Here is a 20,984-nt window from a genome sequence, read left to right on the forward strand (position 1 = left end):
CGCGTCGCGCAGGTGAAATCGGATCCCCCAGGTGCGTGTCCGCCCTGATCAGGGCACGACTCGCAGGCGCGGCAGCTCCCCCGCGACGACCGTCTCCGGGTCGACCTGGGCGCCGAACCAGGCCTCCAGCCGCTCGTACGGCAGAGGGCGGCTGAACAGGAAGCCCTGGCCGATCTCACAGCCGATGTCCTGGAGCAGCTCCAACGTCAGCTCGCTCTCCACACCCTCGGCCACCACGGTCAGGCCGAACTGCTGGGAGAGCATCACCACCGCGTTCACGATCGCCAGGTCGCCCGGATCGGTCGCCATGCCCTGCACGAACGACCGATCCACCTTCACCTCGTGCACCGGCAGCCGGCGCAGTTGCGCCAGCGACGAGTTACCGGTGCCGAAGTCGTCCACCGAAAGGCGGACACCGAGGTCACGCAGGCTGCGCAGGGTGGGGATGGGACGTTCGGTGCCGTCCAGGACACCCGCCTCGGTGACCTCCAGCGTCAGCCGCTGCGGCGGTACGCCGTACTCGGCCAGCAGATCGCGTACCAGCGCCGGGAAGTGCTGGTCGGTGAGCGTACGCGCGGCGAGGTTGACCGCGACGGACAGCGGCTGTTCGCCGTGGCTCCAGTCGCGGCTGCGCCGCAGGCTCTCCCGGAGCACGAACTCGGTGAGCCGGCCGAGCTGGCCGGTGTGCTCGGCCACCGCCACGAAGTCGTCCGGGGCGACACTGCCGTGCGCCGGATGCTCCCACCGGGCCAGGCACTCCACGCCCACCAGACGGCGGTCCCGCAGCGTGACCTTGGGCTGGAAGTAGACCTCCAGTTCGCCCTCGTCCAGCGCCCGTTGCAGGTCGCCGGCGAGACCGAGCCGGCGCAACGACCGGGACTCCAGCGCCGGGCTGTAGAGCTGCACGCTGCCCGGTACCGACTTGGCCGCGGTGGCCGCCAGGTCGACGCGTTGCAGCAGCGCCACCGCATCGCTGCCGTGGTCCGGGTGGACGGCCACCCCGACGACCGTGTCCACGTCCAGGGTGAGCGCGTCGAAGACCATCTCGTCGCGGATCTGCTCCCGCAGCTGGGCCGCCAACTCCAGGGCCGCCTCGGTGCTCTCCAGCCGGAGCGTCACCAGGAACTCGTCACCACCGGCCCGGCCGACGAGCGCGGAAGAAGGCGCGCAGGAGCGCAGCCGCTCGGCCACCTCCATGAGCACCTTGTCTCCTGCGGCGTGGCCCAGCGACTCGTTCACCTGGCGGAGCCGGTCCACGTCGAAGAGCAGCAGCGCCACCACCTCACCCGGCGCTCGGATCTTGACTGCCTCCGCCACCGACGAGGTGAGGCGCCGCCGGTTGGGCAGCCCGGTGAGCGCGTCGTGGTCGGCGTCGTGCCGCAGCCGGTCGACCAGGCGGGAGTTCTCCAGCGCCACCGCGGCGTGCGCGGCGACCGTCTCGAAGACGGGAATGTCGCCGGGGGCGAAGTGGCCGATGTCGCTGAGCCGGTTGGTCACCTCGAGCGTGCCGATCACGGCCTGGCCGGAACGCAGCGGCACCACGATGGCGTCCTTGACCCGCTCCTCCCCCGCGGCCTGCCGCAACGCCGGATCTCCGCCGAGCCAGCGGCCGATCGAGAGGGTACGACCCTTCCGGTGCACCTGCTGACGCAGGCTCGCCGGGGTGGGCGCCAGGTCCAGCAGGCCGGGCGTGTCCACCCGGGCGGTGAGCAACACCTCGGGATGCCGCCCCTGGGCGGGCAGCCAGAGCGTCGCGTACTCGGCCTGCATCAGCGCGCGCACCCGGTCGAGCAGGATGTCGGCGAGCGACCGCTCGGTGCCGGAGGCGAGAAGGCGGGTGAGCTCGTACATCCCGGCCAGCGTCCGGTGCTGCCGGAAGAACTGGGAGTAGGAGCGGTAGACCAGGACCAGGCCGCTGAAGAGGGCGGCGAGCAGCAAGGCCGACCACCACGTCGTCTTCAGGGCGATCAGGACGAGCAGGCCGATCGCCACGTTGATGCCGGCGGTGAGCAGCGCCGTCGGCATGCTGCGCAGCGCGTCCCGCCCAGCCTGCCAGCCCTGGAGCAGCACGTGCACCCCGACCACGCTCACGAGGCTGACCAGCGTGACCACACAGACGGCGAGGAACAGCGAGCCCCAGGTGCCCGGCCCGACATTTTTCAGCGGCGGCAGTGCCAGGAGTACGAGGCTCGCCAGCGACGTGGCGGCGGCGGCCTTGGCGACGTTGAACCAGAGCTTCGCCGCGCCGAAGCGATGCGAGGCACTCCAGATCAGCACCGAGAGCGTGTAGATCAGGACGACACTCAACGGGGGCAGGAAGTAGAGCGCCACGATCAGTGGCACCTCGGTGAGCGTCACGCCCACCGACTGGCGCCGGACGTAGACGTTCAGCACCGCGAAGCTGATCCCCGCCATGACGACGAAGAACACGAAGGCGAGCGGCCACTTGCCGAACGGGTGGTCCGCCACCAGGGCGATGCACGTGCTGAAGACCACCGCCAGCAGCGCCAGAGGGGCGGTGACGAGCCAGGCACGTTCCGTTGACCTACGAGGTCGGCCCTGGCTTGCCATGCCCCTCCTACCCGAGACGTCGTCCGCCGGCTAGCGGACGACTCGATGATTCAGCGCGGGGTGTCCATCGTCCAGACGATGTCGGCGAGTTGCACCGCACCGGTACCGGGAAGGATGCCGAAGGCACCTGCGACGGCGGCGAGCACGAGGAGCGAGCCAAGCAGCCGGCCCAGCGTTCGACCAGACATGATTGCTCCTGTCGGGAGATTGCCACAGGGATGGTGAAGGTTTCCCGATCGTGCCACAAGCCTGAGGGGCAGAAAAGCGGAGAGGACCCGCCCAGCCCGAGTAGCTGTCAGGTTCCGCCGTTCGGCCCGGCCACCCACGACACGCAGCCAGGTCATGGGGGTGAAGGGACGTCAGCCGCTTCGTCCATTGCGGATTCCCACCTTCACCCACGAAGGGGATCAAGTCATACGAAACCCCACACCACCAACCCTGGGTCGCCCGGGCCGGCTCAACCTGGCCGATCCTCCGACGGGTCGCCACCGGACCCACGGGCATTGACCACCATACCTGCCCGTGTCATGAACGCCAGAGGGTGATTCCCTCATTCACGCCGGAACCGCTCAGCGGCTCACCGGGTGGCCTCCGCCTTCGGCGCACGTCTACCTGAGCATGTCCGCCCCGCCGGTGCCCGGGTCGACCGCCACGCTGAGCTTGAAGTGTCCCCGGGCTCGGGCCTCGACACGGGGGACGAAGTCGACGACAAGCAAGCGCTCGGTTCCGCGGAGTCCTCGTACCTGCGTTTCGTACGGCTCGGAGATCTGCCAGTCGTCGAGCCGGAACCCGCCTCGGGGCTTGCCGGCGCGCATCCGTCTGGTGAACTCGGCGGTCGCCAGCACCCGAACCTCATCCTGATCCACGACCCAGTATCGATCTACCGGCCCGTCCGCCGGTGGACGCGGCCCGGCGGAGCGGCGGCGTGACTACTGGCCGAAGGTGTACCGCAGATTCGCATTGATCAGCTCGTTCAGCCGCTTACGCAGGTGCCCGAGCAGCGAGGGATCGGGTAGCGGCTCAGCGAGCAGCAGCGTCCACCGGAGCAGGGTGCCTTGATGCCCGTCGGACGCGAGATCGAAGCGCACCTGCGCGTCGGGCCGCTTCGGCCACAGCGATGACCAGACGACCAGGGTCGGGCGTTCGCGGCGCAGGATCTGCGGCCGCTGTTCGTCGTCGAGCAACCGCAGCCACGGGCGGGCCGGATCGCGGTCGGGCTCGGTCAGCGCCTCGAAGACGACGGCCGGGGGAGGCGCCTGACCGCGCATGCGGCTGCCCGCTTCGAACATGGCTCAGCTCAACGGCGCATCTCGGCAGGGCCGACGCGCACCGCACGGCCTGAACGAGAATGGCCCCGGAGCGCTTTTCGCAGCTCACGGGGCCGTTCTTGCACCTGGTGGCGGGTAGAGGATTCGAACCTCTGAAGCTTTCGCGACGGATTTACAGAGCGTCTGCGGTCGTGCTCCTCATCTGACCCCTGACCTGCGCCTTCTCCATCCTGAGAGCCATCTGATCAGCGGACCGCCCACGATCCGCCCACGACAAGCCTCCGCGCCTGACGCCGGAACTTGAGCGCGTGGCGTCCAATAGAGGGCGTGCCATCGATCAGAGACCGCTTCCTTGCTGCCCACAGCGGCTGGCGCGCTGGCAGCGTCCGCCCCGCCAGCCCGACCTCCCGCAGGGCAAGGACTCCCAACCGCCCGACGACCGGGGTTACCCACCGAAGGCTTGCCAACCAAGGACAGTCCTTGCGACTCGAACTTGCGTCGGTCGCACCTCTTGAGCTGAAACCCGATCCCTGGCAGCGCCTGCTCGCCATCGGCAGCATCCTCTCGGTGATCGTCCTCGGCGTCGGCTTATTCATCACCAACGCAGCCAACCGGCACCAGCAGGAGGCCACCCGCCGACAGCAGGACCTCGCGGCAGCAGGACAGATCGCAGACCGGTTCGCTCAAGCCATTGATCAACTCGGACAAGCAGGCGCAGACAAGATCGATGTACGACTTGGGGCGCTCTACTCCCTCGAACGCATAATGCGCGACTCCGCCATCGACCAACCAGCGGTTGTAGAGGTTGTGGCCGCCTTCATTAGGGTGCATGCCCCTGCGTCTGCGGCAAATCCCATCGCGCCAACCGCAAGCCCACAAAATTTCAGAGTCCCCACGACGTCCGTTGACATTCAGGCTGCACTGACAGTTCTTGGTCGTCGCAACCGAGATCATGATTACTTACCCCACGGCCTGAACCTCGCTGGCACGAACTTGGGCGGGGCTAACCTCGCCGATTCCCAGCTAGACGGTGCAAACCTCGACAACGCTGATCTCCGCGGTGCCTTCATGAGTAAGACGCAGCTCAAGGGTGCTTTCATGGGAAGGGCGAACCTGTACGGCTCAACTGTCAGCGTCGCCAATCTGAGCAAAGCCTTCCTGGTCGGTGCCGATCTCAGGTACGCCAAGATGCATGCCACCGATCTCACTTGGGCGGATCTTCGAGGCGCCGATTTGAGAGGCGCCGACATGCTTGGCGCGGCGCTGGCGATGGCAGATTTGACTGGCGCGGACCTGCGAGGTGCAGTGAATCTCACGAAGGACGGTGTCCGTTGCGCCAAGGTAGACGATCTGACTCGTCTACCGGGTGGAATCACTCGACCGGCACCTCTTAACGACCTAGAGCTGGAGTTCTGTCGGTTCAGTTAACCTTTGGCTCAACCGAGCGCCCCACCGATGCGGTCGTTCATGGTGTCGTCTCCCCCGTCGATGCAGTTGGCGTAGACGCGGAGCAGGACAGCGACCCCGTGACCCAGGCGCCGGGCGACCTCGGTCGGCGGAACACCAGCGTTCAGCCAGAGCGAGGCCGCCGCGTGCCGCAGGTCGTAGGGTCGGCGGACGAGCGGCGAGGCAACCTGCGATTCGGTCAGCGCCTTCTCGCGGGCGAGCTTCCACCACCGGTCGTAGACGGACTCGGAGAGCGGCCCACCGTGCAGGCCCCGGAAGAACCGACCGTCCGGCGCGACCCCGTGATTGTCGACGTGCGCGCACAGCAGCTCGACCAGCCGGGGCGGGATCGGAACCGTCCGAGTCTCAGCCCTCCCTCGGTGCTTCAGTCCGCGCCGCTCGTGGGAGCCGCCGTGGTCGGTCCAGTGGGAGCCAGCGCGCGGTGAGGTGCCGGCGAGCACCAGGCGGCCCCAGCGGTATTCGATCTTCTCGTGGTCGCAGGACCGGGAAGGCTTGACCGCCGCCAGGTCGTCGAAGTCGGCCCCGCAGTCGGCGCACCGGCCCGAAAGATCGCAGTCCTCTCGCCGGAGATCCGCAGCTTCCGAGGGCCGCATGCCCGCGTAGTAGAGGCAGCCGAAGAACGCGGTGACCTTGTCCGCGCGTTTGCCGAGAGATTTCACCGCCTCCAGCAGCGTGGCGACCTGGGCCGGGTTCGCCACCACCCGCCGGTCGATGGACTGGGCGACCTCGGGGGCGGTCCACTGGACCTTGTCGACCGGGTTGGAGTCGATCAGCTCCAGCTCGACGGCGTACCCGAGCACGTTGTAAAAGGTGGCCCGCTTCCGCTGAACGGTGGAGGCAGCCGCGGGCTTGCCGTCGAGGCGTACGCAGAGGCTGTCGAGGACTCGGCGGACCATCGCGGGTGAGTCCAGCTCGACGACCGGCAGGGACGCGGTTTCCAGCCAGGCGAGGGCTGCCGCGTGCTCGGTGGGGATCTCATCGGACCAGCGGCGCGGGTTGAGGCCGTAGAGGTACAGCGCCTCGCGGAGCAGGGCGTCAGCCGGTCTGCCCCGCTTGGCCGGGCGGGTCAGGGTCACCGTGATCGAGGTCAGCGCCTCGACGATCGACCGCCGGGTCTTGGCCGCCGCCCGGGGCCACTTCATCTCGACGTACGCGCGGCTGTGCGCGTACCAGGTGGTGGGGTTCTTGGTTCTGGCCTCGGAGACCGGGCGGCCGGTGGCCGGGTCGAAGGGCTCCCCCGCGTTGGCCGCCTGGACCAGCTCGGCGCGGAACGAGTGCGCCAGGGCTTTGGTACGGAACATCTCCTCAAAGCGTTGGCCGCTCACCGCCCAGCGGACCCGCCATGGCCGAGCCTTCCGGTCAGCGCGCTTGCCGATCTCCCAGATCTGGACCTCGTAGCTCTTCACGCGGCGTCCTGCTCCAGGTCGCCGAGCCACCGACCGAGCGCCGACCGGCGGACTCGAAGCTGCCCGTTTGGGAGCTTGATGACCCGTGGTCCCTTGCCGGTCTGCCGCCAGTAGAACCAGGTCGAGCGCGGTACCCGCAGTTCGGCGAGCACTTCCGGCACGGTCAACAACTCCTCGTTCACTGCGTCCCCTCCCCGTCGTGCTGTGCGCTGTGCTGAGTTGCCGAAAGATCTGTGGACCCCTGCGCGGCCCGGTCCTTGGCGGCGAGCAGTTCGGACCGCCAGCGGGCGCGTTCGCTGATGGAGCGCATGAGCCGGTGGGCCAGCGGTCCCACGTCGGGGTCGTCGGGTCGGGCGAGTTCCCAGGCGTGCCGGACCCGTTCGGCGGTGGCGTCCTGGTCGTCGACGAGCTGCCCGGCCGTGGCGCTGTCGGTGGGGGCACCGAGCAGTGCCCGCACCCAGGCCCGTACGTCGTGCTTGTGGTCGGCGAGGGTCTTGCCGGACCAGTCGCGGGAGATGAGGATGCGCCGGCCACCGATGCCGAGGGTGTCGCGCTGGTGGACCTTGCCCTTGCAGCGGCCGGGCTTGAGCTTGGCGTGTGCCTTCTTGGGCTGGACGCCGTAGAGCAGCCAGTTGGCGCATCGCTCGGTGCAGGGGGTGAGCTGGAGTTGCTGCCAGAGCCGGTCGAGGTGCTTGCGTTGCCGGTCGGTGGTCGCCTTGTGGACGTCGCCGGTGTGCTTGGTGATGTATTTCGTGACGTACCGGATGGTCCGTTCGGCGTCCCCAGTGCCGGGCATGACGCCGCGGGCGTCGACCTGGGCGCCGAAGCGGACGACGTGCACGGGCTCGGCGTCCGAGTCGTCGTCGATGGCGTCGAGGGCTTCCGTCCAGGTGGTCAGCGGCTCCCGGGTGTCGGGGTCGACCCACGCGGCTGCCTGCTCCTCCCAGACGGGTAGCCGGTCGAGGGTGTAGCGCTGGACGTCGACCGCCGGCCACCACACCTGGTGATAGGTCGCCGCCGCGACGGTGCGCAGGACGTCCCGGGGGATGGTGCCCCGGATGGCGAAGTGGGCGTGTGGGGCGAGTCGACGTTGCGGCTCGACGCAGCCGGCGTACTGGACGTTCCAGCCCTCGCAGCGGCGCAGGTTCTGCCAGAACCGGTCGAGCAGCCGGGGGAAGTGGACGGCGTCCCAGGCGGCGCGACGGTAGTCGTATCGGTCGGGATTGAGTGGGGTGCCGTCGGGGCGGACCGGGCCGTATGAGTCGAGGGTGAGCGTGAGCCACATCGACGGCCGGAACGTCGCGCCGTCCGAAGCGGTGTAGGTCTTGCCGACGGTGCGCCGCTCGACCTTGCGCCGAGGTAGCTCGGGGGCGTCCTGACGTCGCCTGGTGGAACGCTTGCGCCGGCGGCCGGATTCGTCGTCGGAGTCCTCGTCGTCGGTGGCGTGAGGTGGCCCGACGCGACCGCGCAGGCCCTCGGCAGCGATAGCTTCCTCTACCTCGCGGATCGCCTCGTCGAGGTCGGTCACCTGGTCCCACTGGGCGCCGCGTACGGCCTCGTCGCGGGAGAACTCCAGGTGTGCGCGGAACAGGATCAAGGACTTCTGCGCCTCGGTCGCAGGTTCCGGGCCGGGTAGTGGTTCGTCGTCGCGGTGCCAGCCCTCACGGATCTGGGCTTGGCGCAGCCGGCGGTTCTTCTTTGCGCAGGGCGCGCACTTGTCTTCCCGGGTCGCGCCGCAGGGCAGGTCGATGACCTCGGTCAGGCCGGTGTCGAGGTCGGTGCGGCGCATGGCCAGGGGGCGCACACAGACGCCGTACTCGGCGGCGATCTCCTTGAGCACCTCGACCGAGCGGGGCAACGCCATGCGGGCCGCCCGCGACCCCGGGCGAGGAGCAACCGGGGTCGGGGCGGCGGGAGCGAGGCCGGGCAGGGTGGGAGCGGTCATCGGATGATCCCGACGACCTGGGGTCGGTTGGGCTGGACGACGCCGAGCGGAGGCAGCACCGTGGCCGGCGCCGGGCGTACCGCCGGGGCGGGCGCGGTCGGCTGCTGGGGCTCGGGCTCGGTGACGACCTGCTCCGGGACCTCGTAGGTCCAGTCGACCGGCGGTTGGTCCGGTTCCGGTGCCGGGGCGGGTGCGCTCGACAGAACGACCTTGACCAGGGCGAGGAACGCCAGCGACGGCACGGCGGCCACGATCCAGCCCCACACGGACGGTTCGGCTTCCGCGACCTGGGCGGCGAGGGAGAGCAGGGCGAACGCGACCAGGAGCACGCCGACAAGGCCGACCGGGCGACCCGCGCGACGGCGGGCGCGTAGCTCCAGGCCGAGGTAGATCGCCATCAGCTCGACCGCCACGGCGTTGGCCCAGCCGATCCAGTCGGGCTGGCCGTGGGCCACGGTCAGATCGTGGACGTGGGTGAACGCGGCGGCGCCGGCCATGATCCCGATGGCGAGCAGGATCAGCACCCGGACGCCGGACTCGGCTCGGTGGCGGATCATTCGAAGTCGCCCTCCGGGATGCGGATGGTGACGGTGATGCGGATGCGCTGCCCGTCGAGGTCGTCCCGGCGGCGGACCATGTGCGCCAGGCCATGCAGCGCGGCGGCGAGCCGGTCCGGGGAGCCGTCCAGGTCGATGTTCAGCGGCTTGACGCGGTGTGTGCCGAGGAAGAAGCGCTTGAGGGACATCGGGGCTACCTCCGGTCCGGGGTGACGCGAGTACGGATGTGGTCGGGTGGGTCGCCGAGGGAGGCGACCGCTTCGGAGAGGCAGCGCCACAGCGCCCACGCCTCGTCGGGAGTCAGGTGCATGCGGCGCCGGCCGCCGCCGACGGCGAGATAGACCGGGTACGGGTCGGGCCGGTCGGGGTCGACACGGACGGATACCGCCGTGCTGCTCGCGCCGTCCGGGTTCGGTGCGCGGAGCCGGTAGAAGGTCGGGGCGGTCACCGCGACTCACCCCCGTCGGCGTCGAGGATGTTGCGCAGCGCGTCCGGCAGCAGCGGCCCGCGACGCTGCCGGGGCAGGGCCGGCCGGACCGGTTCCGGTGTCGACTCGCGGCCGACCTGGGCGAGGATGTCCGCAGCGTCGGCCGGAGCCGGGTATTCGCGGGCGAGGTCGCGGATGTGGTCGTCGGTGACGTACGAGAAGCGGACCCGCATCGGTTCCGGGGTGCCGTCGAGGATCACGTACCCGACGCCCTTTGCCCATCGGGGCATCTGGTCGGCCAGGGCGCCCCGGTTGCGGGCACCGTCGCCCAGCACCAGGTCAACCTGAGCGGCCTCGGTCAGGCCGAGCGCGATGCGGGTCGGGAACAGGTCCCGGAACGGCAGCACCTCCTTGCGGGGGTCCTGCAACGCGGCGACCACCAGGACTCCGACGCCGGCACCCTGGGACAGCAGCAGCCCGAGCGAGCCGGCGATGCGCTTGCGCAGCTCGATGTCTTGCAGGTACGCGGTCAGCGCAGCCATCTCGTCGATGACGACCACGACCAGGGGGTCAGCCTCGGTCGGGGTGTGCACGCGGACCCTGCCGGCGAGGCGGGTTTGCCTCTCCCGCATGACCGTCACGGCCTCGTCAAGGAGGTCGGCCATGGCCTCGAACGACTTGCAGGCGAACCGGGCGAACAGCGGCCGGCCCATGGCGAACTCCATCCCGCCCTTTGGGTCGATCACCCAGAGCCGGACCAGGCCCGAGGTGATGCCGCCGGCCAGCGAGCGAACCAGCGACCAGAGCACCGAGCCCTTGCCAGACCGGGTGGCCCCGCCGATGAGGACATGTGTGGCGAGCAGGTGCAGGGACCAGGTGCCCAGGTCTTCCCGCCGCGCCAGCGGCAGAGCGGTGAGGTCCGGTACGGCCGGGGCGTCAAACGGCGCCACCACCGGCCGCAGGGCGTCGGTGCGGACGAGGACCAGGTAGACCACAGTCGGCCGGTCCCGGAACCGCACCCGGTCCACCCACCCCAGCAGCAGCGCCCAGTAGCCGGTACGGGTCGTCGGGTCGTCGGGCCGCTCGGAGTAGACCCGGGCGTGCCGCCGACCGAAGGCGTACGCGAGGTTCGCTGTGACCCGTTGGAAGTCGGCCGGGGTCTGCCCGCGGACCATGCGGATGGTCAGCACATCGAGGGCCTGATCTGAACGCACGCGCAGCAGCTCGGGCAGGACGGCGCGGCGGTCGTACGTCTCGGCCAGGCCGCAGAGGGTCATGGCCTCGTGCCACGCTCGCCGGTACACGAAGACATGACGGAACCGGCCGAGCAGCGGCCCGGCGCACCACCGCCACCACGACGCTTCGTCCCGCCACCGCCAAAGGGCCGACACCGCAGACGCCAGGACCAGCGGCACGACCAGGCCCGCCCAGCCGTAGTCGGCGTAGAGGACCACGGCGAGCACGACCAGGCCGACGATGACCGGGTGGCGCAGGCACCACCAGCAGCCCCGGGCGAGCCAGCGCAGCACCAGGCCGAGCACGACCGCCCACATCGGCAGGACGAACCGCTTTGGCCGGACCACCACTAGATCCCCGGCGGTCGTCAACACCACCTCGCCACGCGGCCGGCGCATCATCGCGCACCCCGCAGTGACACGAACCGACCCGACGTATCCCGGACCGGAGGGAAGGGAAGAGCGAGCTGCCCGACGCAGAGCGGGCAGCGGTCAGCCGCACCGCCGGCCGCGTCGAGCCGGGACTGACACACGCCGCACCGAGGCTGAGCCGGGGCAGGCGAACGCCTACGCTTGGACACGTCACTACCTCTCTCGACAGAGCAGGGGGAAGAGACAGAGGGCGGGGCTGCCGTCCGCCAAGACCTGACAGCCCCGCCCCCACCTGATGCGGCTACGCCGCCGCCTTCTTGGTCACGCCCGCCGGAGCGCGCATACCGGTCGCCCGCAGCGAGTACGCCATCCGGTTGTTGTTGGTCACGTACGGCGTGACCGTCATGCCCTCGAACTCCACCGCCTCGAACGGTGCGCCCGTCGGCGGGACCGGCTGGTAGTCGGCGGAGATCTTGACCGTCGTCTCCCGGGAGCGCTTGCCAAGCTCCGGGTCCAGGTCCATCACGCGGACCTGCCACACCCGCTGGCCGGTCAGCTTGTCCTTCGCCGGGCTACGCCGGCCGGTCTTCTCGTCGTAGTCCTCGACCTCACCGAGGGACTCGGGGACCAGGGCGCATCCCGCCGGGAACACGTCCTCACAACGCACGGCGAACCTCGTACCGCCACGCAGAGCCATCGCCCAACCTCCAAGTTGTTGGCATGTCTGCCAAGTCGAGACTCCAACGTAGACGGCACTTGGCAGACAAGTCAACAACCTAAGGCCGGGACATCCATGACCAGTATCACCCCCTATTTACTATTTGCCCCGCCAGAACCGCAGCCGCATAAATGCAAGCCGACGTGTATTGCATTTACGCGAGCCGGTAACGAATGGGGGGTACATACGTCATAAGTGCAATACCATGTGACGGAGACTTAAAATTAATCCTTGCGCCAATCGCCCTTGGGTTGTACTTTCTGGAAGTCGCAAGTGGCGACGAATCACCAGGATGGAGAGGTCCGTGCTCTCGGTTAGCTTTTCGCTCAATGTGCGCGTCGTCGTCGTCGTATACGTCCTGCTTCTAGTGATCAGCCTGTGGCCCGCACTGCACTAAGCTGCCGCCAAAACAGCGGGTTATTGCCTTTGCCGCCGGGTAGCTATGGCGCTATGGATGCGAGCATGGAGAAAGACATGCGAGAGAGCCGGTTACGCCCAACCGGCATGGATGACACGACCGTCGAAGCTCTAGGCGAACTCAGCAAGGCGTTAGAGACGGTCCACCGCGTACGGGGCCACCTGTACTCGGCGCACCAACTAGTGGGCGGCGCGGATCTCACCCTCGACCGGGTGGTGAAGCTACTCCGTGAAGCCGGGCACGACGGAACGGCCGACCGAGTAGAGCACGAGCTGTTGGGGCGCAACCTGCTGCCCGGCCGTTGGACGTTCCAGATCGTGGAGGAGTTCGACGACGGCTACTACGCGGCGTTCCAGGAGATCGAGCGGGATGCCCGGGAAAAGCTAGCCGGCGGCCGGCGGCACATCTACGAGGCGGAAATGAAGGAGCGGCGGCGTACCCACGGCATGCCGGGGCACGAGGCTACGCCAGAGGAGTGAGCGGTAAACCGTTCGGCAGCATCGAGGCCAGGGTGTTGGCTCTGGCCTCGATGATCCTCATCCGAGCCTGATACTCGGCCGGTTCGCGATGCGCGGCCTGGCTGGTCACCTGACCGGGCCATTTGCGGTAGAGCAGGCCGTACTCCCGGGTGAAGTAGCCGGCGCTGACGGCGCTGGCAGCGAGCAGCAGGCCCGTGTCCTCGGACGCGGGGAGCGCCATCCAGCCGCCCAGGGCGAAGACGAGATCCCGCCGCAGGCACAGAGTCGCCGGGTGCACTGATGCGCGGTAGTCGTTGGCTTGCCAGAACGACAGGACCTCACCGCGGTCGACGACTCCGCCATCTGGGTCCTTGTCCCATCCGGCGGTCGATCCGTCGGGCAGCAGGTCGAGTACCCGCGAGGTGGTCCAGCCGATGTGCGGGTGCGCGTCGAACGCAGCGATGTCTCGGGCGAGCGCGCCGGGTGTCAACTGGTCGTCAGCGTCCAGGACCTTGATGAGGTCACCGGAGACCCGGGAAAGGGCGAGGGTACGGGCGACGCCAGGCCCACCGGGACGGCCGGTGCCGAGACTGATCCGGGGATCGTCGGACAGCACGTCAACCAGGGCGCCGGTCTGCCCGTCCTCTTGGACGAGCCATTGCCAGTCCCACCCGGCCGGCATTTCCTGCTTGGCCAACGACTCATAGGCGCCAGCAAGGTGCTCGATGCTGGGCGCGTGGACCGGAGTGATGACCGAGACGAGCTGCGTCAAGTCTTCCACCGCTGGAGCTTGTGGGAGTAGACAAGCTCCGTCCGGTCACCCGGCATCACCACGTCGGCAACCTCGACGACCCGCCCTGTGGTGTCGACGGAGGTCTTCCGCACGGTGAGCACGGAGACGCCCGGGTCGATGTCCAGCAGTTCGGCCTCGTCCGGGGACGGCGGACGCGCGCGGATCTCGTCGTCGATCCGGTCCAGCTCGATGCCGAGCGTGTAGAGCTGGTGCTGCGTGCCGCCGGGCCACGGTTCCTTGCTCTCGTCGAGCAGGTCCGGGTTCGCGGCCACCAGGTCGTACGGCAGGTAGGAGTACGACACGGTCAGCGGTGCGCTCTCGTGGCGGGAAGAGGTCCAGTAGACACGGCGCAGCAGCGGCGTACCCGGCTCGACCTGCAAGGCCGCAGCCATCTCCGCATCCGCCTCCACCCGGGAGTACTCGGCGTGGAACTTTAGGTCGTCGACGGTCAGGCCGGTGTCGTGCTCGGTGGCGCCGGTCTTCAACCGCTCGGCCTCGTCGAGTAGGACCCGGTCCTTCTCCCACTGGTACCGCTCGCTGTTGCGACGGCGTACCCGCTGCCGAGGTGCCCGGACGTAGGTGCCGCGACCCTGCTCGGCCCGGACCAGGCCCCATTCCCGGAGCTGCCGGATGGCATTGCGGACGCTGGTACGGGAGAGGCCGGACGACTCGGCCAACTCCGTTTCGCTCGGCATCAGGGTGCCCGGAGCCATCTCTCCGCTCATGATCTTTACCCGCAACTCCTCCGCGAGTTGCAGGTATCGAGGGCGCCAGTCCCGGCCATGCACACCGGTCACCGTACCCCCTAGACGTTCCAACGTCTGCCAGGTGGTCCCGCCGGCGGGCCGCTCAGGAACCGGAGGGACCGCTACCGCTGCTCGCGGCGGTTGCCCACGACGTAAGCCAGGAGTACGAGGAACGGCTACGCCCCGACGGCTGCCGGAGTTCATCGCGCCTTCCCCGTCCGATCGCACTGACTGACCGGTGCTCGCATCACCTCACGGGCGCGCGTCAGCTCGTCGATTAGCCGGTCGAGCTGCGCCGCCGAGAGGAGCACGGTTTGCGTCGCGCCGTAGCGGGTCGCGTCGAGCTTGACGGCCAGATCGCGACGCGCGAAGCGGTCGATGAGCAGCTGAAGGCTGACCCAGCCGGTTCGCTCCCGGCCAATAGTGGCGATGAAGCCGCGGTGCATCGGGTCGCTCGGTCCGCAGCCCCGGCACCATCCCGGGCATACGACCGACGGGACCGACGGCGCGGCGCTGTCGGTCATGGGCCGGCCCTCACTCATCGCCGGCTCCCCGGTCGTCGCCGACCTGCTTCAACAGACTGCGCAGATGCTCGACCAGTTCGGCCACCTGGGACAGCGACAACTCTGCCCAGCCGTTCCCCGCCCGGCACGTCGAGTGCACAGCGACCAACGGCGCCAGGGCGTCAGCACCGATGAGGTAGGTGACGACGCCTCCGCTCGATCGGACGTCACCGACCCGGAACATCGGTCCTCGGTGACGCCGAGCCATGTGCGCCATCAACGGAGGCACTAAATGGCCGCAGCGATCCGGCGCGCACCAGCCCGGGTGACCCGTGATCTCGGTCGGCTTGTTCGTCCGCCTCATCGCGGCCACCGCCCACCATTGCCCCGGTAGGACTGCGCCAGCGTCATCAACGGCGCGTACCGCAGCGTAGGCAACTCCCGAGTCGGTCCCACACCCCACCAGTACGTCGGCACGGCATTGGTCGGCGCGCGCCGCATCGGCGAGACGTTGCTGTCGGTGGCCACAGCCGGCGGGCGCCTCCAGGACCACCAAGTCGAGAACCAACCGCGCCGACGATGAGAGCCGGACATCGCACCTCCACAGGTAGGCGGGGACCGGTGGCCAGCCACGGGGGAATGCAGCCGGCCACCGGCCCGGATGAAGGCACGGCGCACCGTCCGACACAGACGGGTCGGGTATCGCCGAGCCAACTTGTCCGCGCGGCTACCGCAACCGGTCCGACAGGACGCCGCGCATCAGGTGCGGCCAGGGCCGGCACGGCACCACCCCTGATACGAGCCGTCACCCTCGCCGCACACCGGGAAACGTACCTACAAGTGGACGTGTTGTCTATACGTCGAAACGGATCACTTGGTTGTCACTTGGTAAGACAAGTGCCAGGTACCGTGAGCGGGTGCCCACCCCGCACTACGGCCAGCCCCGCTACCGCGTCATCGCCGACGAGCTGAGGCGGCGCATCGAGAGCGGTGCCATCCCGTCAGGGAGTCTCTTACCTGCGGAGAGCGCGCTTACCGCCGAGTTTCAGGCAAGTCGCGGAACAATCCGCCAGGCCATCGCCATCTTGCGGGATGAGCGCTTGGTCGCGACCGAACACGGCCGCGGCACATACGTGAACCCATGTCGCCCCGAGGGCAGACCAGGCGAACGCTCTGAGGTTAAGACGCGAGAGCGCCAGGTAGCGGCGGATCCGGAGCTTGCAGCGCTGTTCGCTGTAGCAGTGGGTACAGCCCTGGTTGAACAACAAACCGTCACTCTGACCAATGGAGCCGTCGGAGCCGTCGTCAGGGTCTATCGACTACCTGGACCCAACCAGTAGGCCTTTGCGTACCTTCGATACCTCTTCACGACGGCTCGCATGCCGGACGCACGCGCCGCCGCCTACGCATCGCTGGGCGATGGCCCTGCGTGGCCGGGCGGGTACGAACGTGAGACACAGAGCCGCTAGCTAGACCTCGCAGTCGGTTAAGCGCTGTCGCAAGGGCGTCACGTTCCTCGCTCCTGCGTGGCTAATTCAGTAGCTTCACTGCAGGTCAAGCAGTGATCTCATGTCCGACGGGAGCCGGCTCGAGCCGTATTAGTTGTTCTTATCGATAGTCTGTTAGCGCTGGAACACACAAGCCCCCCACAGTCCTAGCGGCAGTCTCCGGGGCGTCGAACCACTGACAGTAGCAAGAGCGGCAGATGCGGAGGCATCGTTGGATAGCGGACTGTTTCACCGAACTCTGGTCGACACACTCGAGAATGCAACCCAGGAAGCCGCCCGACAGCGGCTATTCTCCAATTATCAGCACTGCCATGAGAAAACGTCCGTGCTTGCGGGAGAGATTCGACGAGACCTGCCGCAATTAACACTGCACGACATTTCGCATCCAGATGCGCTGTGGGAATCTGCAGATCTGATCGCAGGGCCGGATTACCCAGTCAATCCGCTCGAATCTTTTGTCTTAGGGTGCGCCTTTCTCGTTCACGACCTAGCGATGAGCAAGGCGGCATTCCCTGGCGGCCTAGAGGCCTCGGTTGGATTACCTCGCTGGCGTGATACCGTATACACGCATTTCAAAAGGAAGATAGGAAGGCCTCCCTCCGCGCAAGAGCTCACCTCCCCGCCACATGAAGTTCTTTCTGCCGCGGAGAAAGAGCTGCTCCGCGAACTCCATGCACACCAGGCCGCCAACCTACCGCAAGAGTGTTTCAGCGAAGGGCCACACTCGTCGCAGTACTTCCTTATCGCCGATCCGGGTTTAAGAAATGCGTACGGCGTTCTCATTGGTAGAATCGCGGCTAGCCACTGGTGGCCCCACTCGAAAGTTGCAGAAGAATTCTCCTCCATTATTGGCGCTCCTGGAGATTTACCGAGGGAGTGGACCATCGATCCACTTAAGCTAGCCTGCATTATGAGAAGTGCGGATGTGTCGCACATCGATAACCGCCGGGCGCCAGGATTCTTGCGAGCGCTGACGGAACTGGATGAAACGTCGCGACCTCACTGGATCTTTCAAGAGAAGTTGCAACGACCATGGCTTGATCACGATCGCCTGGTGTACACAGCATCTCAACCGTTTGGACCAGAGGAAGCCAGCGCATGGTGGCTATGCATTGAAACGTTGCGGGTCGTGGATCACGAGTTGAGATCCTGCGACACCTTGCTAGCGGATAACGGGCGGCCTCGCTTCAAGGCACGGTCCGTCGGCTACGTTGACGATCTCGAGCGGATTTCCCGACTAATCCCTGCTCAAGATTGGTTTCCAATCGATGCATCAGTTCGGGTGAGCGACGTAATCGATTTAGTGCAGAAGCTCGGCGGAGAACAGCTATACGGGAACACCCCTCGTGCGGCATTACGTGAGTTGATCAGCAACGGCGCTGATGCTGTTCGCGCCCGACGTCTACTTCAGATGCATCAGAGTGAACTTCGCCTCCGAGTTCAGGTAGCGATCGAGAAGACGGACGATGGCGAGTGGCTCGTAGTGCGCGACAACGGCATCGGCATGTCGCGTGAAGTCATGAGCGGCGCATTGCTCGATTTCGGAAAGTCCTATTGGTCTAGCGACGAGGCGCGACGAGACCTTCCGGGACTGATGAGTTCCGGCTTTACTCCCACTGGCAAATTCGGGATCGGATTCTTCTCTATCTTTATGCTCGGCGAGCAGGTTCGGGTGGTGTCACGCAGATTTGATCGTGGTGCCGATGAGACCTTCGTCCTAGAATTCCGCCAAGGTCTAAACTCTCGACCAATCCTTAGGCCAGCTACGCCCCGCACCGAGGGTCTCGATTACGGAGGAACAGAGGTCTCGGTACGACTTGCCGGCGATACCCGGAGACGCCTTTTGGGCAATACGGATGATGGAGACATCGCAGTACTATGCGCTTGGCTTTTCCCGACGATGGACGTGAATGTAGACGCCGTCAACAACTCCGGCGCCCTTTGCAATGCAGTTGTTGAGGGTGACTGGACCTCACTTCCTGCAGAGGGCCTGGTCCGTCGCCTATACCCCAGCGTTTCGCTCGCTATGGAAGACGCAGTGAAACGCATCCGGCCAATTTTAGGCGCATCCGGAGAGCCGATAGGTCGCGCCGCTATTGTGACCTCAAAGAGAATTTCGGGTGATCGCGGTGATCTTCGCGCCCCAATTACTGTTGATGGAGCGAGAGCGCAGTCGACAGTAAATCCCGTGATAGGAGTCTTTCTTGGCCGGACGAAGCGTGCCGCAAGAGACACGGCTTCGCCCTTAGCTGACCAGCAGTCCGTGTACGCCTGGGCTTCAGAGCAGGTTCGCCTTTACCTCGCCGAGGATCCGCCACCCGAATTGCAAGCCGAATTCGCCGCCGACGCATTTAGTTTTGGGGCTGATATTCGAGGGTTAACCTTTTGCCGGACGCGCCATGGGTGGCTAACAGATCAGGACTTGAAGAATTGGGCGCGGGATCGTCGTGAGGTGCACCTTGTGCAGGACGCCGCTTTCGCGCTCGCTGACCGTGGAAGGAGGGACGAACTTCCCTTGAGCGTTCTAGATGACGATGCTTTTGTCATGTCGACGGCCGGAAAGATCCCGCTCAACCATAAAGAGCGATACTGGTCCGGCCAGTCAGATCTTTACATTGACTGGGAGGAGTGGCCGGTGCCGCTTAGAATGATGTACGAATACGCTGTGGAATGCATTGCCGAGTGTTGGAATGCAGGCCCAAGCCTTGCTGAACAAGTTGAGGAGCAGATTCGAGTCGCGAATCGCCTGGAGGAAACCCATATATCACAACCCCTAGAGGACCCGACTCACCCGCTTTATCGAGAATGGGGAACCCTGCCGAACGGACGACGGGTCGGCTCCCGGGTGCATCGTCTGGTGCGGCCAGATTAATCCCTTAACTGATAGCACCGCCAAAGAGGTCATCGAACGTGGTTTGGGATCACCCATTCGCCGCCAGTTGGAGTACGCATTGAATAGGAACCGCCCGGCTCGTAAAGGGAGAAATCCAGCTTCCCTCAGTCACGTCGACGGTAGCCGACGGCTTAGGAGCGGAGGTCCGGCCGTCGATGCGGCGCCCCTTGAGAGATATAAGTTTATTCTTCAGCAGCTGAACGCACTGAACGAGAACTCATTCAAGGTCCTCGCGCTATATCAAACGTTGGCCACCGCGACTATTGGCGCTGGGCTAGCCCTCTTCGTTGGTTACAGGAATTGGGAGATTGATCCAGTTATAGCACGCTCAGGCTTGGTTGCGCTGCTGTGGCTTCTCACGATTATTGCGAGTTTTACTATACTGCTCCTACTGATTGGCATCTTGAGCTGGCTCGATTACCGGAAGGAGGAATGCGAACTGACGGATCAAATCGTTTATCCAGGATTCAGAGATCCTCCGCGTTTGAAGAATGCGCTTCGCTGGCATGAGGGGTATCTCATACTTTTCGTGGTTTGCGCTACAGCTTTTGTGTGGGTCTGCGGGCATGTCGTGCTGCTCCCAGCCATGCACTAGATCAACGACACGAGCAGGGAATGCGGAGGACAGACTAGGCTACTGATTCGGGGGTCCTGACAGCAAGGCTTTTTGGCGGCCAGGTCATTGATCCGAAGTGACGAAGCTATTTTGTAGCGATGCCGATTGGCCCACCCCTCGAATGCCCGCTTGAGTGCCGCAACGGCGAGATCGGGAGGCCACGGAGGTGCAGCAAATCCGATAAGACATCGGGTGTAGATAGCTAAAACTGCGGCGGGCAAGCCGGCTCTCGCTATATGTAACAGGTAGACGATAGCCTTGCGCTGACAGCAAGGTCGCCGGACGACGCACGCTGTCAGGTGCCAGCTCGGACAAAGGCCAGGCAGCACTCCCGACATCTGCGGACGAGGGGCGCTGGTGCTCGACGCAAGATGTCTACGCTCCCGTCTCGACCAAGTCGCACGGTATGCCTAAGATTGCTGCCGATTTCCTCTGTTCTGGATCAAGGCGCCGCGCTCCGCGCGTCGCGGGGCGGTAACCCGGCCGGCGGCAAGCCGCCCCGGCCGCCTCCGGCGCCGGGGCGGAGAGCCACCGACAGCCGCCGGACCGCCGCCCCGAGTCCAGCTGGTCCGGCCGACCGCACGATCACGGCCAGGCGGTACGGAAGCCGAACCGGTCGGCCTCGTCAACGATCAGGGCTTCCGGCTGCCGCGCCAGTCCAACCCCGGGACTGGCTTGCCCCAGGTCCCTCTCCCGCAGCCGGCGACACCTCACCGCGAACCCCTCAGCCGATCGCTACACGCACGGACTCCGCCAGACCGGACCAAGGTCACCAACCCAGCGTCCGCAGCCCCAGAAGAGCCCTCAGCGGGCAAGATCGACCTGCCCACCATCTGCCCACAACGAGTCGTAGACGGCTGGACTCAGCCGGACTCGGCCGGACGAACGACAACGGCCCCTGATCAGCATTCCTGCTGGTCAGGGGCCGTATCTGTACCTGGTGGCGGGTAGAGGATTCGAACCTCTGAAGCTTTCGCGACGGATTTACAGTCCGCTCCCATTGGCCGCTCGGGCAACCCGCCAGGGCACACCACCGCGTCGCAACGCGGCAGCGGAAGCAAGGATAGCGGTTGTCCCCGGCAC

General features: G+C 66.5%; 20 protein-coding genes and 1 tRNA gene. 4 read left to right on the plus strand and 17 right to left on the minus strand.

Going from position 1 to position 20,984, the window contains the following annotated elements; all coding sequences use genetic code 11:
• Window positions 1–48: 48 nt before the first annotated feature.
• From GA0070562_RS24485 to GA0070562_RS24495, 4 genes are all read right to left on the minus strand, one after another.
• Window positions 49–2,571: a putative bifunctional diguanylate cyclase/phosphodiesterase gene (locus GA0070562_RS24485; protein ID WP_091426436.1), complete on the minus strand. Its 2,523-nt coding sequence runs from the start codon at window positions 2,569–2,571 to the stop codon at window positions 49–51.
• A 50-nt stretch (window positions 2,572–2,621) separates the two neighbouring features.
• Window positions 2,622–2,759, minus strand: a complete 138-nt coding sequence (locus GA0070562_RS30385; RefSeq protein ID WP_175438858.1) for a hypothetical protein — start codon at window positions 2,757–2,759, stop codon at window positions 2,622–2,624.
• Window positions 2,760–3,179: 420 nt separating this feature from the next.
• Window positions 3,180–3,437, minus strand: coding sequence for a hypothetical protein (locus GA0070562_RS24490; protein WP_254663859.1), 258 nt, complete (start codon window positions 3,435–3,437; stop codon window positions 3,180–3,182).
• A gap of 63 nt (window positions 3,438–3,500) precedes the next feature.
• On the minus strand, window positions 3,501–3,860 hold the full coding sequence (locus GA0070562_RS24495) for a hypothetical protein (RefSeq protein ID WP_091426438.1): 360 nt from the start codon (window positions 3,858–3,860) through the stop codon (window positions 3,501–3,503).
• Between the two features lie 459 nt (window positions 3,861–4,319).
• On the opposite strand from GA0070562_RS24495, the gene GA0070562_RS24500 reads away from it, so the two are divergent.
• Window positions 4,320–5,267 carry a pentapeptide repeat-containing protein gene (locus tag GA0070562_RS24500; RefSeq protein WP_091426440.1) on the plus strand — a complete coding sequence of 316 codons (948 nt, stop codon included), beginning with the start codon at window positions 4,320–4,322 and terminating at the stop codon, window positions 5,265–5,267.
• An 8-nt stretch (window positions 5,268–5,275) separates the two neighbouring features.
• Here the strand turns inward: GA0070562_RS24500 and GA0070562_RS24505 are convergent, their stop codons facing one another.
• The 8 genes from GA0070562_RS24505 to GA0070562_RS24540 all read right to left on the minus strand — a co-directional run bounded on the left by GA0070562_RS24505 (window position 5,276) and on the right by GA0070562_RS24540 (window position 11,945).
• A complete protein-coding gene (locus GA0070562_RS24505; protein WP_091426442.1) occupies window positions 5,276–6,712 on the minus strand; it encodes a tyrosine-type recombinase/integrase in 1,437 nt (478 codons plus the stop codon).
• The gene (locus GA0070562_RS24510) at window positions 6,709–6,873 is read right to left on the minus strand and encodes a helix-turn-helix transcriptional regulator (RefSeq protein ID WP_181518402.1); all 165 of its coding nucleotides are present in this window, start codon (window positions 6,871–6,873) and stop codon (window positions 6,709–6,711) included. The genes GA0070562_RS24505 and GA0070562_RS24510 overlap by 4 nt, the downstream gene beginning before the upstream one ends.
• 17 nt (window positions 6,874–6,890) lie before the next feature.
• On the minus strand, window positions 6,891–8,657 hold the full coding sequence (locus GA0070562_RS24515; RefSeq protein WP_091426444.1) for a replication initiator: 1,767 nt from the start codon (window positions 8,655–8,657) through the stop codon (window positions 6,891–6,893).
• Window positions 8,654–9,214, minus strand: coding sequence for a DUF2637 domain-containing protein (locus GA0070562_RS24520; RefSeq protein ID WP_091426446.1), 561 nt, complete (start codon window positions 9,212–9,214; stop codon window positions 8,654–8,656). The genes GA0070562_RS24515 and GA0070562_RS24520 overlap by 4 nt, the downstream gene beginning before the upstream one ends.
• Window positions 9,211–9,402, minus strand: coding sequence for a hypothetical protein (locus GA0070562_RS24525; protein WP_091426448.1), 192 nt, complete (start codon window positions 9,400–9,402; stop codon window positions 9,211–9,213). Before GA0070562_RS24525 ends, GA0070562_RS24520 begins: the two co-directional genes overlap by 4 nt.
• 5 nt (window positions 9,403–9,407) lie before the next feature.
• The gene (locus GA0070562_RS24530) at window positions 9,408–9,662 is read right to left on the minus strand and encodes a hypothetical protein (RefSeq protein WP_091426450.1); all 255 of its coding nucleotides are present in this window, start codon (window positions 9,660–9,662) and stop codon (window positions 9,408–9,410) included.
• Window positions 9,659–11,275: an FtsK/SpoIIIE domain-containing protein gene (locus GA0070562_RS24535; protein ID WP_175438859.1), complete on the minus strand. Its 1,617-nt coding sequence runs from the start codon at window positions 11,273–11,275 to the stop codon at window positions 9,659–9,661. The genes GA0070562_RS24530 and GA0070562_RS24535 overlap by 4 nt, the downstream gene beginning before the upstream one ends.
• 274 nt (window positions 11,276–11,549) lie before the next feature.
• Entirely contained in the window at window positions 11,550–11,945 is a 396-nt protein-coding gene (locus tag GA0070562_RS24540) for a transcriptional regulator (protein WP_091426451.1), read from the minus strand.
• A 471-nt stretch (window positions 11,946–12,416) separates the two neighbouring features.
• On the opposite strand from GA0070562_RS24540, the gene GA0070562_RS24545 reads away from it, so the two are divergent.
• Complete coding sequence (locus tag GA0070562_RS24545; RefSeq protein WP_091426453.1) at window positions 12,417–12,863, plus strand: hypothetical protein; 447 nt, start codon at window positions 12,417–12,419, stop codon at window positions 12,861–12,863.
• Here the strand turns inward: GA0070562_RS24545 and GA0070562_RS24550 are convergent.
• The 4 genes from GA0070562_RS24550 to GA0070562_RS24565 all read right to left on the minus strand — a co-directional run bounded on the left by GA0070562_RS24550 (window position 12,847) and on the right by GA0070562_RS24565 (window position 15,128).
• On the minus strand, window positions 12,847–13,623 hold the full coding sequence (locus tag GA0070562_RS24550) for a glycosyltransferase family 2 protein (RefSeq protein WP_254663860.1): 777 nt from the start codon (window positions 13,621–13,623) through the stop codon (window positions 12,847–12,849). The two genes, GA0070562_RS24545 and GA0070562_RS24550, sit on opposite strands and share 17 nt — an antisense overlap.
• Complete coding sequence (locus GA0070562_RS24555) at window positions 13,611–14,432, minus strand: GntR family transcriptional regulator (RefSeq protein ID WP_091426454.1); 822 nt, start codon at window positions 14,430–14,432, stop codon at window positions 13,611–13,613. The genes GA0070562_RS24550 and GA0070562_RS24555 overlap by 13 nt, the downstream gene beginning before the upstream one ends.
• 149 nt (window positions 14,433–14,581) lie before the next feature.
• A complete protein-coding gene (locus GA0070562_RS24560; protein ID WP_254663861.1) occupies window positions 14,582–14,905 on the minus strand; it encodes a precorrin-4 C11-methyltransferase in 324 nt (107 codons plus the stop codon).
• Window positions 14,906–14,915: 10 nt separating this feature from the next.
• A complete protein-coding gene (locus GA0070562_RS24565; RefSeq protein WP_091426458.1) occupies window positions 14,916–15,128 on the minus strand; it encodes a hypothetical protein in 213 nt (70 codons plus the stop codon).
• A 673-nt stretch (window positions 15,129–15,801) separates the two neighbouring features.
• Here GA0070562_RS24565 and GA0070562_RS31090 point away from each other — a divergent pair.
• Together GA0070562_RS31090 and GA0070562_RS24575 are read left to right on the plus strand one after the other, a co-directional pair.
• Entirely contained in the window at window positions 15,802–16,224 is a 423-nt protein-coding gene (locus tag GA0070562_RS31090) for a GntR family transcriptional regulator (RefSeq protein ID WP_175438860.1), read from the plus strand.
• A gap of 379 nt (window positions 16,225–16,603) precedes the next feature.
• A complete protein-coding gene (locus tag GA0070562_RS24575; protein WP_139135498.1) occupies window positions 16,604–19,264 on the plus strand; it encodes an HD domain-containing protein in 2,661 nt (886 codons plus the stop codon).
• A 1,575-nt stretch (window positions 19,265–20,839) separates the two neighbouring features.
• On the opposite strand, the gene GA0070562_RS24585 is transcribed toward GA0070562_RS24575, so the two are convergent.
• Window positions 20,840–20,923 (minus strand) — tRNA-Tyr (locus GA0070562_RS24585).
• Between the last annotated feature and the right edge of the window lie 61 nt (window positions 20,924–20,984).

Source organism: Micromonospora tulbaghiae, assembly GCF_900091605.1.
Taxonomy (GTDB): Bacteria; Actinomycetota; Actinomycetes; order Mycobacteriales; family Micromonosporaceae; genus Micromonospora; species Micromonospora tulbaghiae.

Bases quoted from the DNA above. Each gene is read 5' to 3' on its own strand.
- GA0070562_RS24485 (WP_091426436.1), bottom strand. From the start codon at position 2,571: ATGGCAAGCCAGGGCCGACCTCGTAGGTCAACGGAACGTGCCTGGCTC.
- GA0070562_RS30385 (WP_175438858.1), bottom strand. From the start codon at position 2,759: ATGTCTGGTCGAACGCTGGGCCGGCTGCTTGGCTCGCTCCTCGTGCTC.
- GA0070562_RS24495 (WP_091426438.1), bottom strand. From the start codon at position 3,860: ATGTTCGAAGCGGGCAGCCGCATGCGCGGTCAGGCGCCTCCCCCGGCC.
- GA0070562_RS24515 (WP_091426444.1), bottom strand. From the start codon at position 8,657: ATGACCGCTCCCACCCTGCCCGGCCTCGCTCCCGCCGCCCCGACCCCG.
- GA0070562_RS24520 (WP_091426446.1), bottom strand. From the start codon at position 9,214: ATGATCCGCCACCGAGCCGAGTCCGGCGTCCGGGTGCTGATCCTGCTC.
- GA0070562_RS24525 (WP_091426448.1), bottom strand. From the start codon at position 9,402: ATGTCCCTCAAGCGCTTCTTCCTCGGCACACACCGCGTCAAGCCGCTG.
- GA0070562_RS24535 (WP_175438859.1), bottom strand. From the start codon at position 11,275: ATGCGCCGGCCGCGTGGCGAGGTGGTGTTGACGACCGCCGGGGATCTA.
- GA0070562_RS24540 (WP_091426451.1), bottom strand. From the start codon at position 11,945: ATGGCTCTGCGTGGCGGTACGAGGTTCGCCGTGCGTTGTGAGGACGTG.
- GA0070562_RS24545 (WP_091426453.1), top strand. From the start codon at position 12,417: ATGGATGCGAGCATGGAGAAAGACATGCGAGAGAGCCGGTTACGCCCA.
- GA0070562_RS24560 (WP_254663861.1), bottom strand. From the start codon at position 14,905: ATGACCGACAGCGCCGCGCCGTCGGTCCCGTCGGTCGTATGCCCGGGA.
- GA0070562_RS24565 (WP_091426458.1), bottom strand. From the start codon at position 15,128: ATGTTCCGGGTCGGTGACGTCCGATCGAGCGGAGGCGTCGTCACCTAC.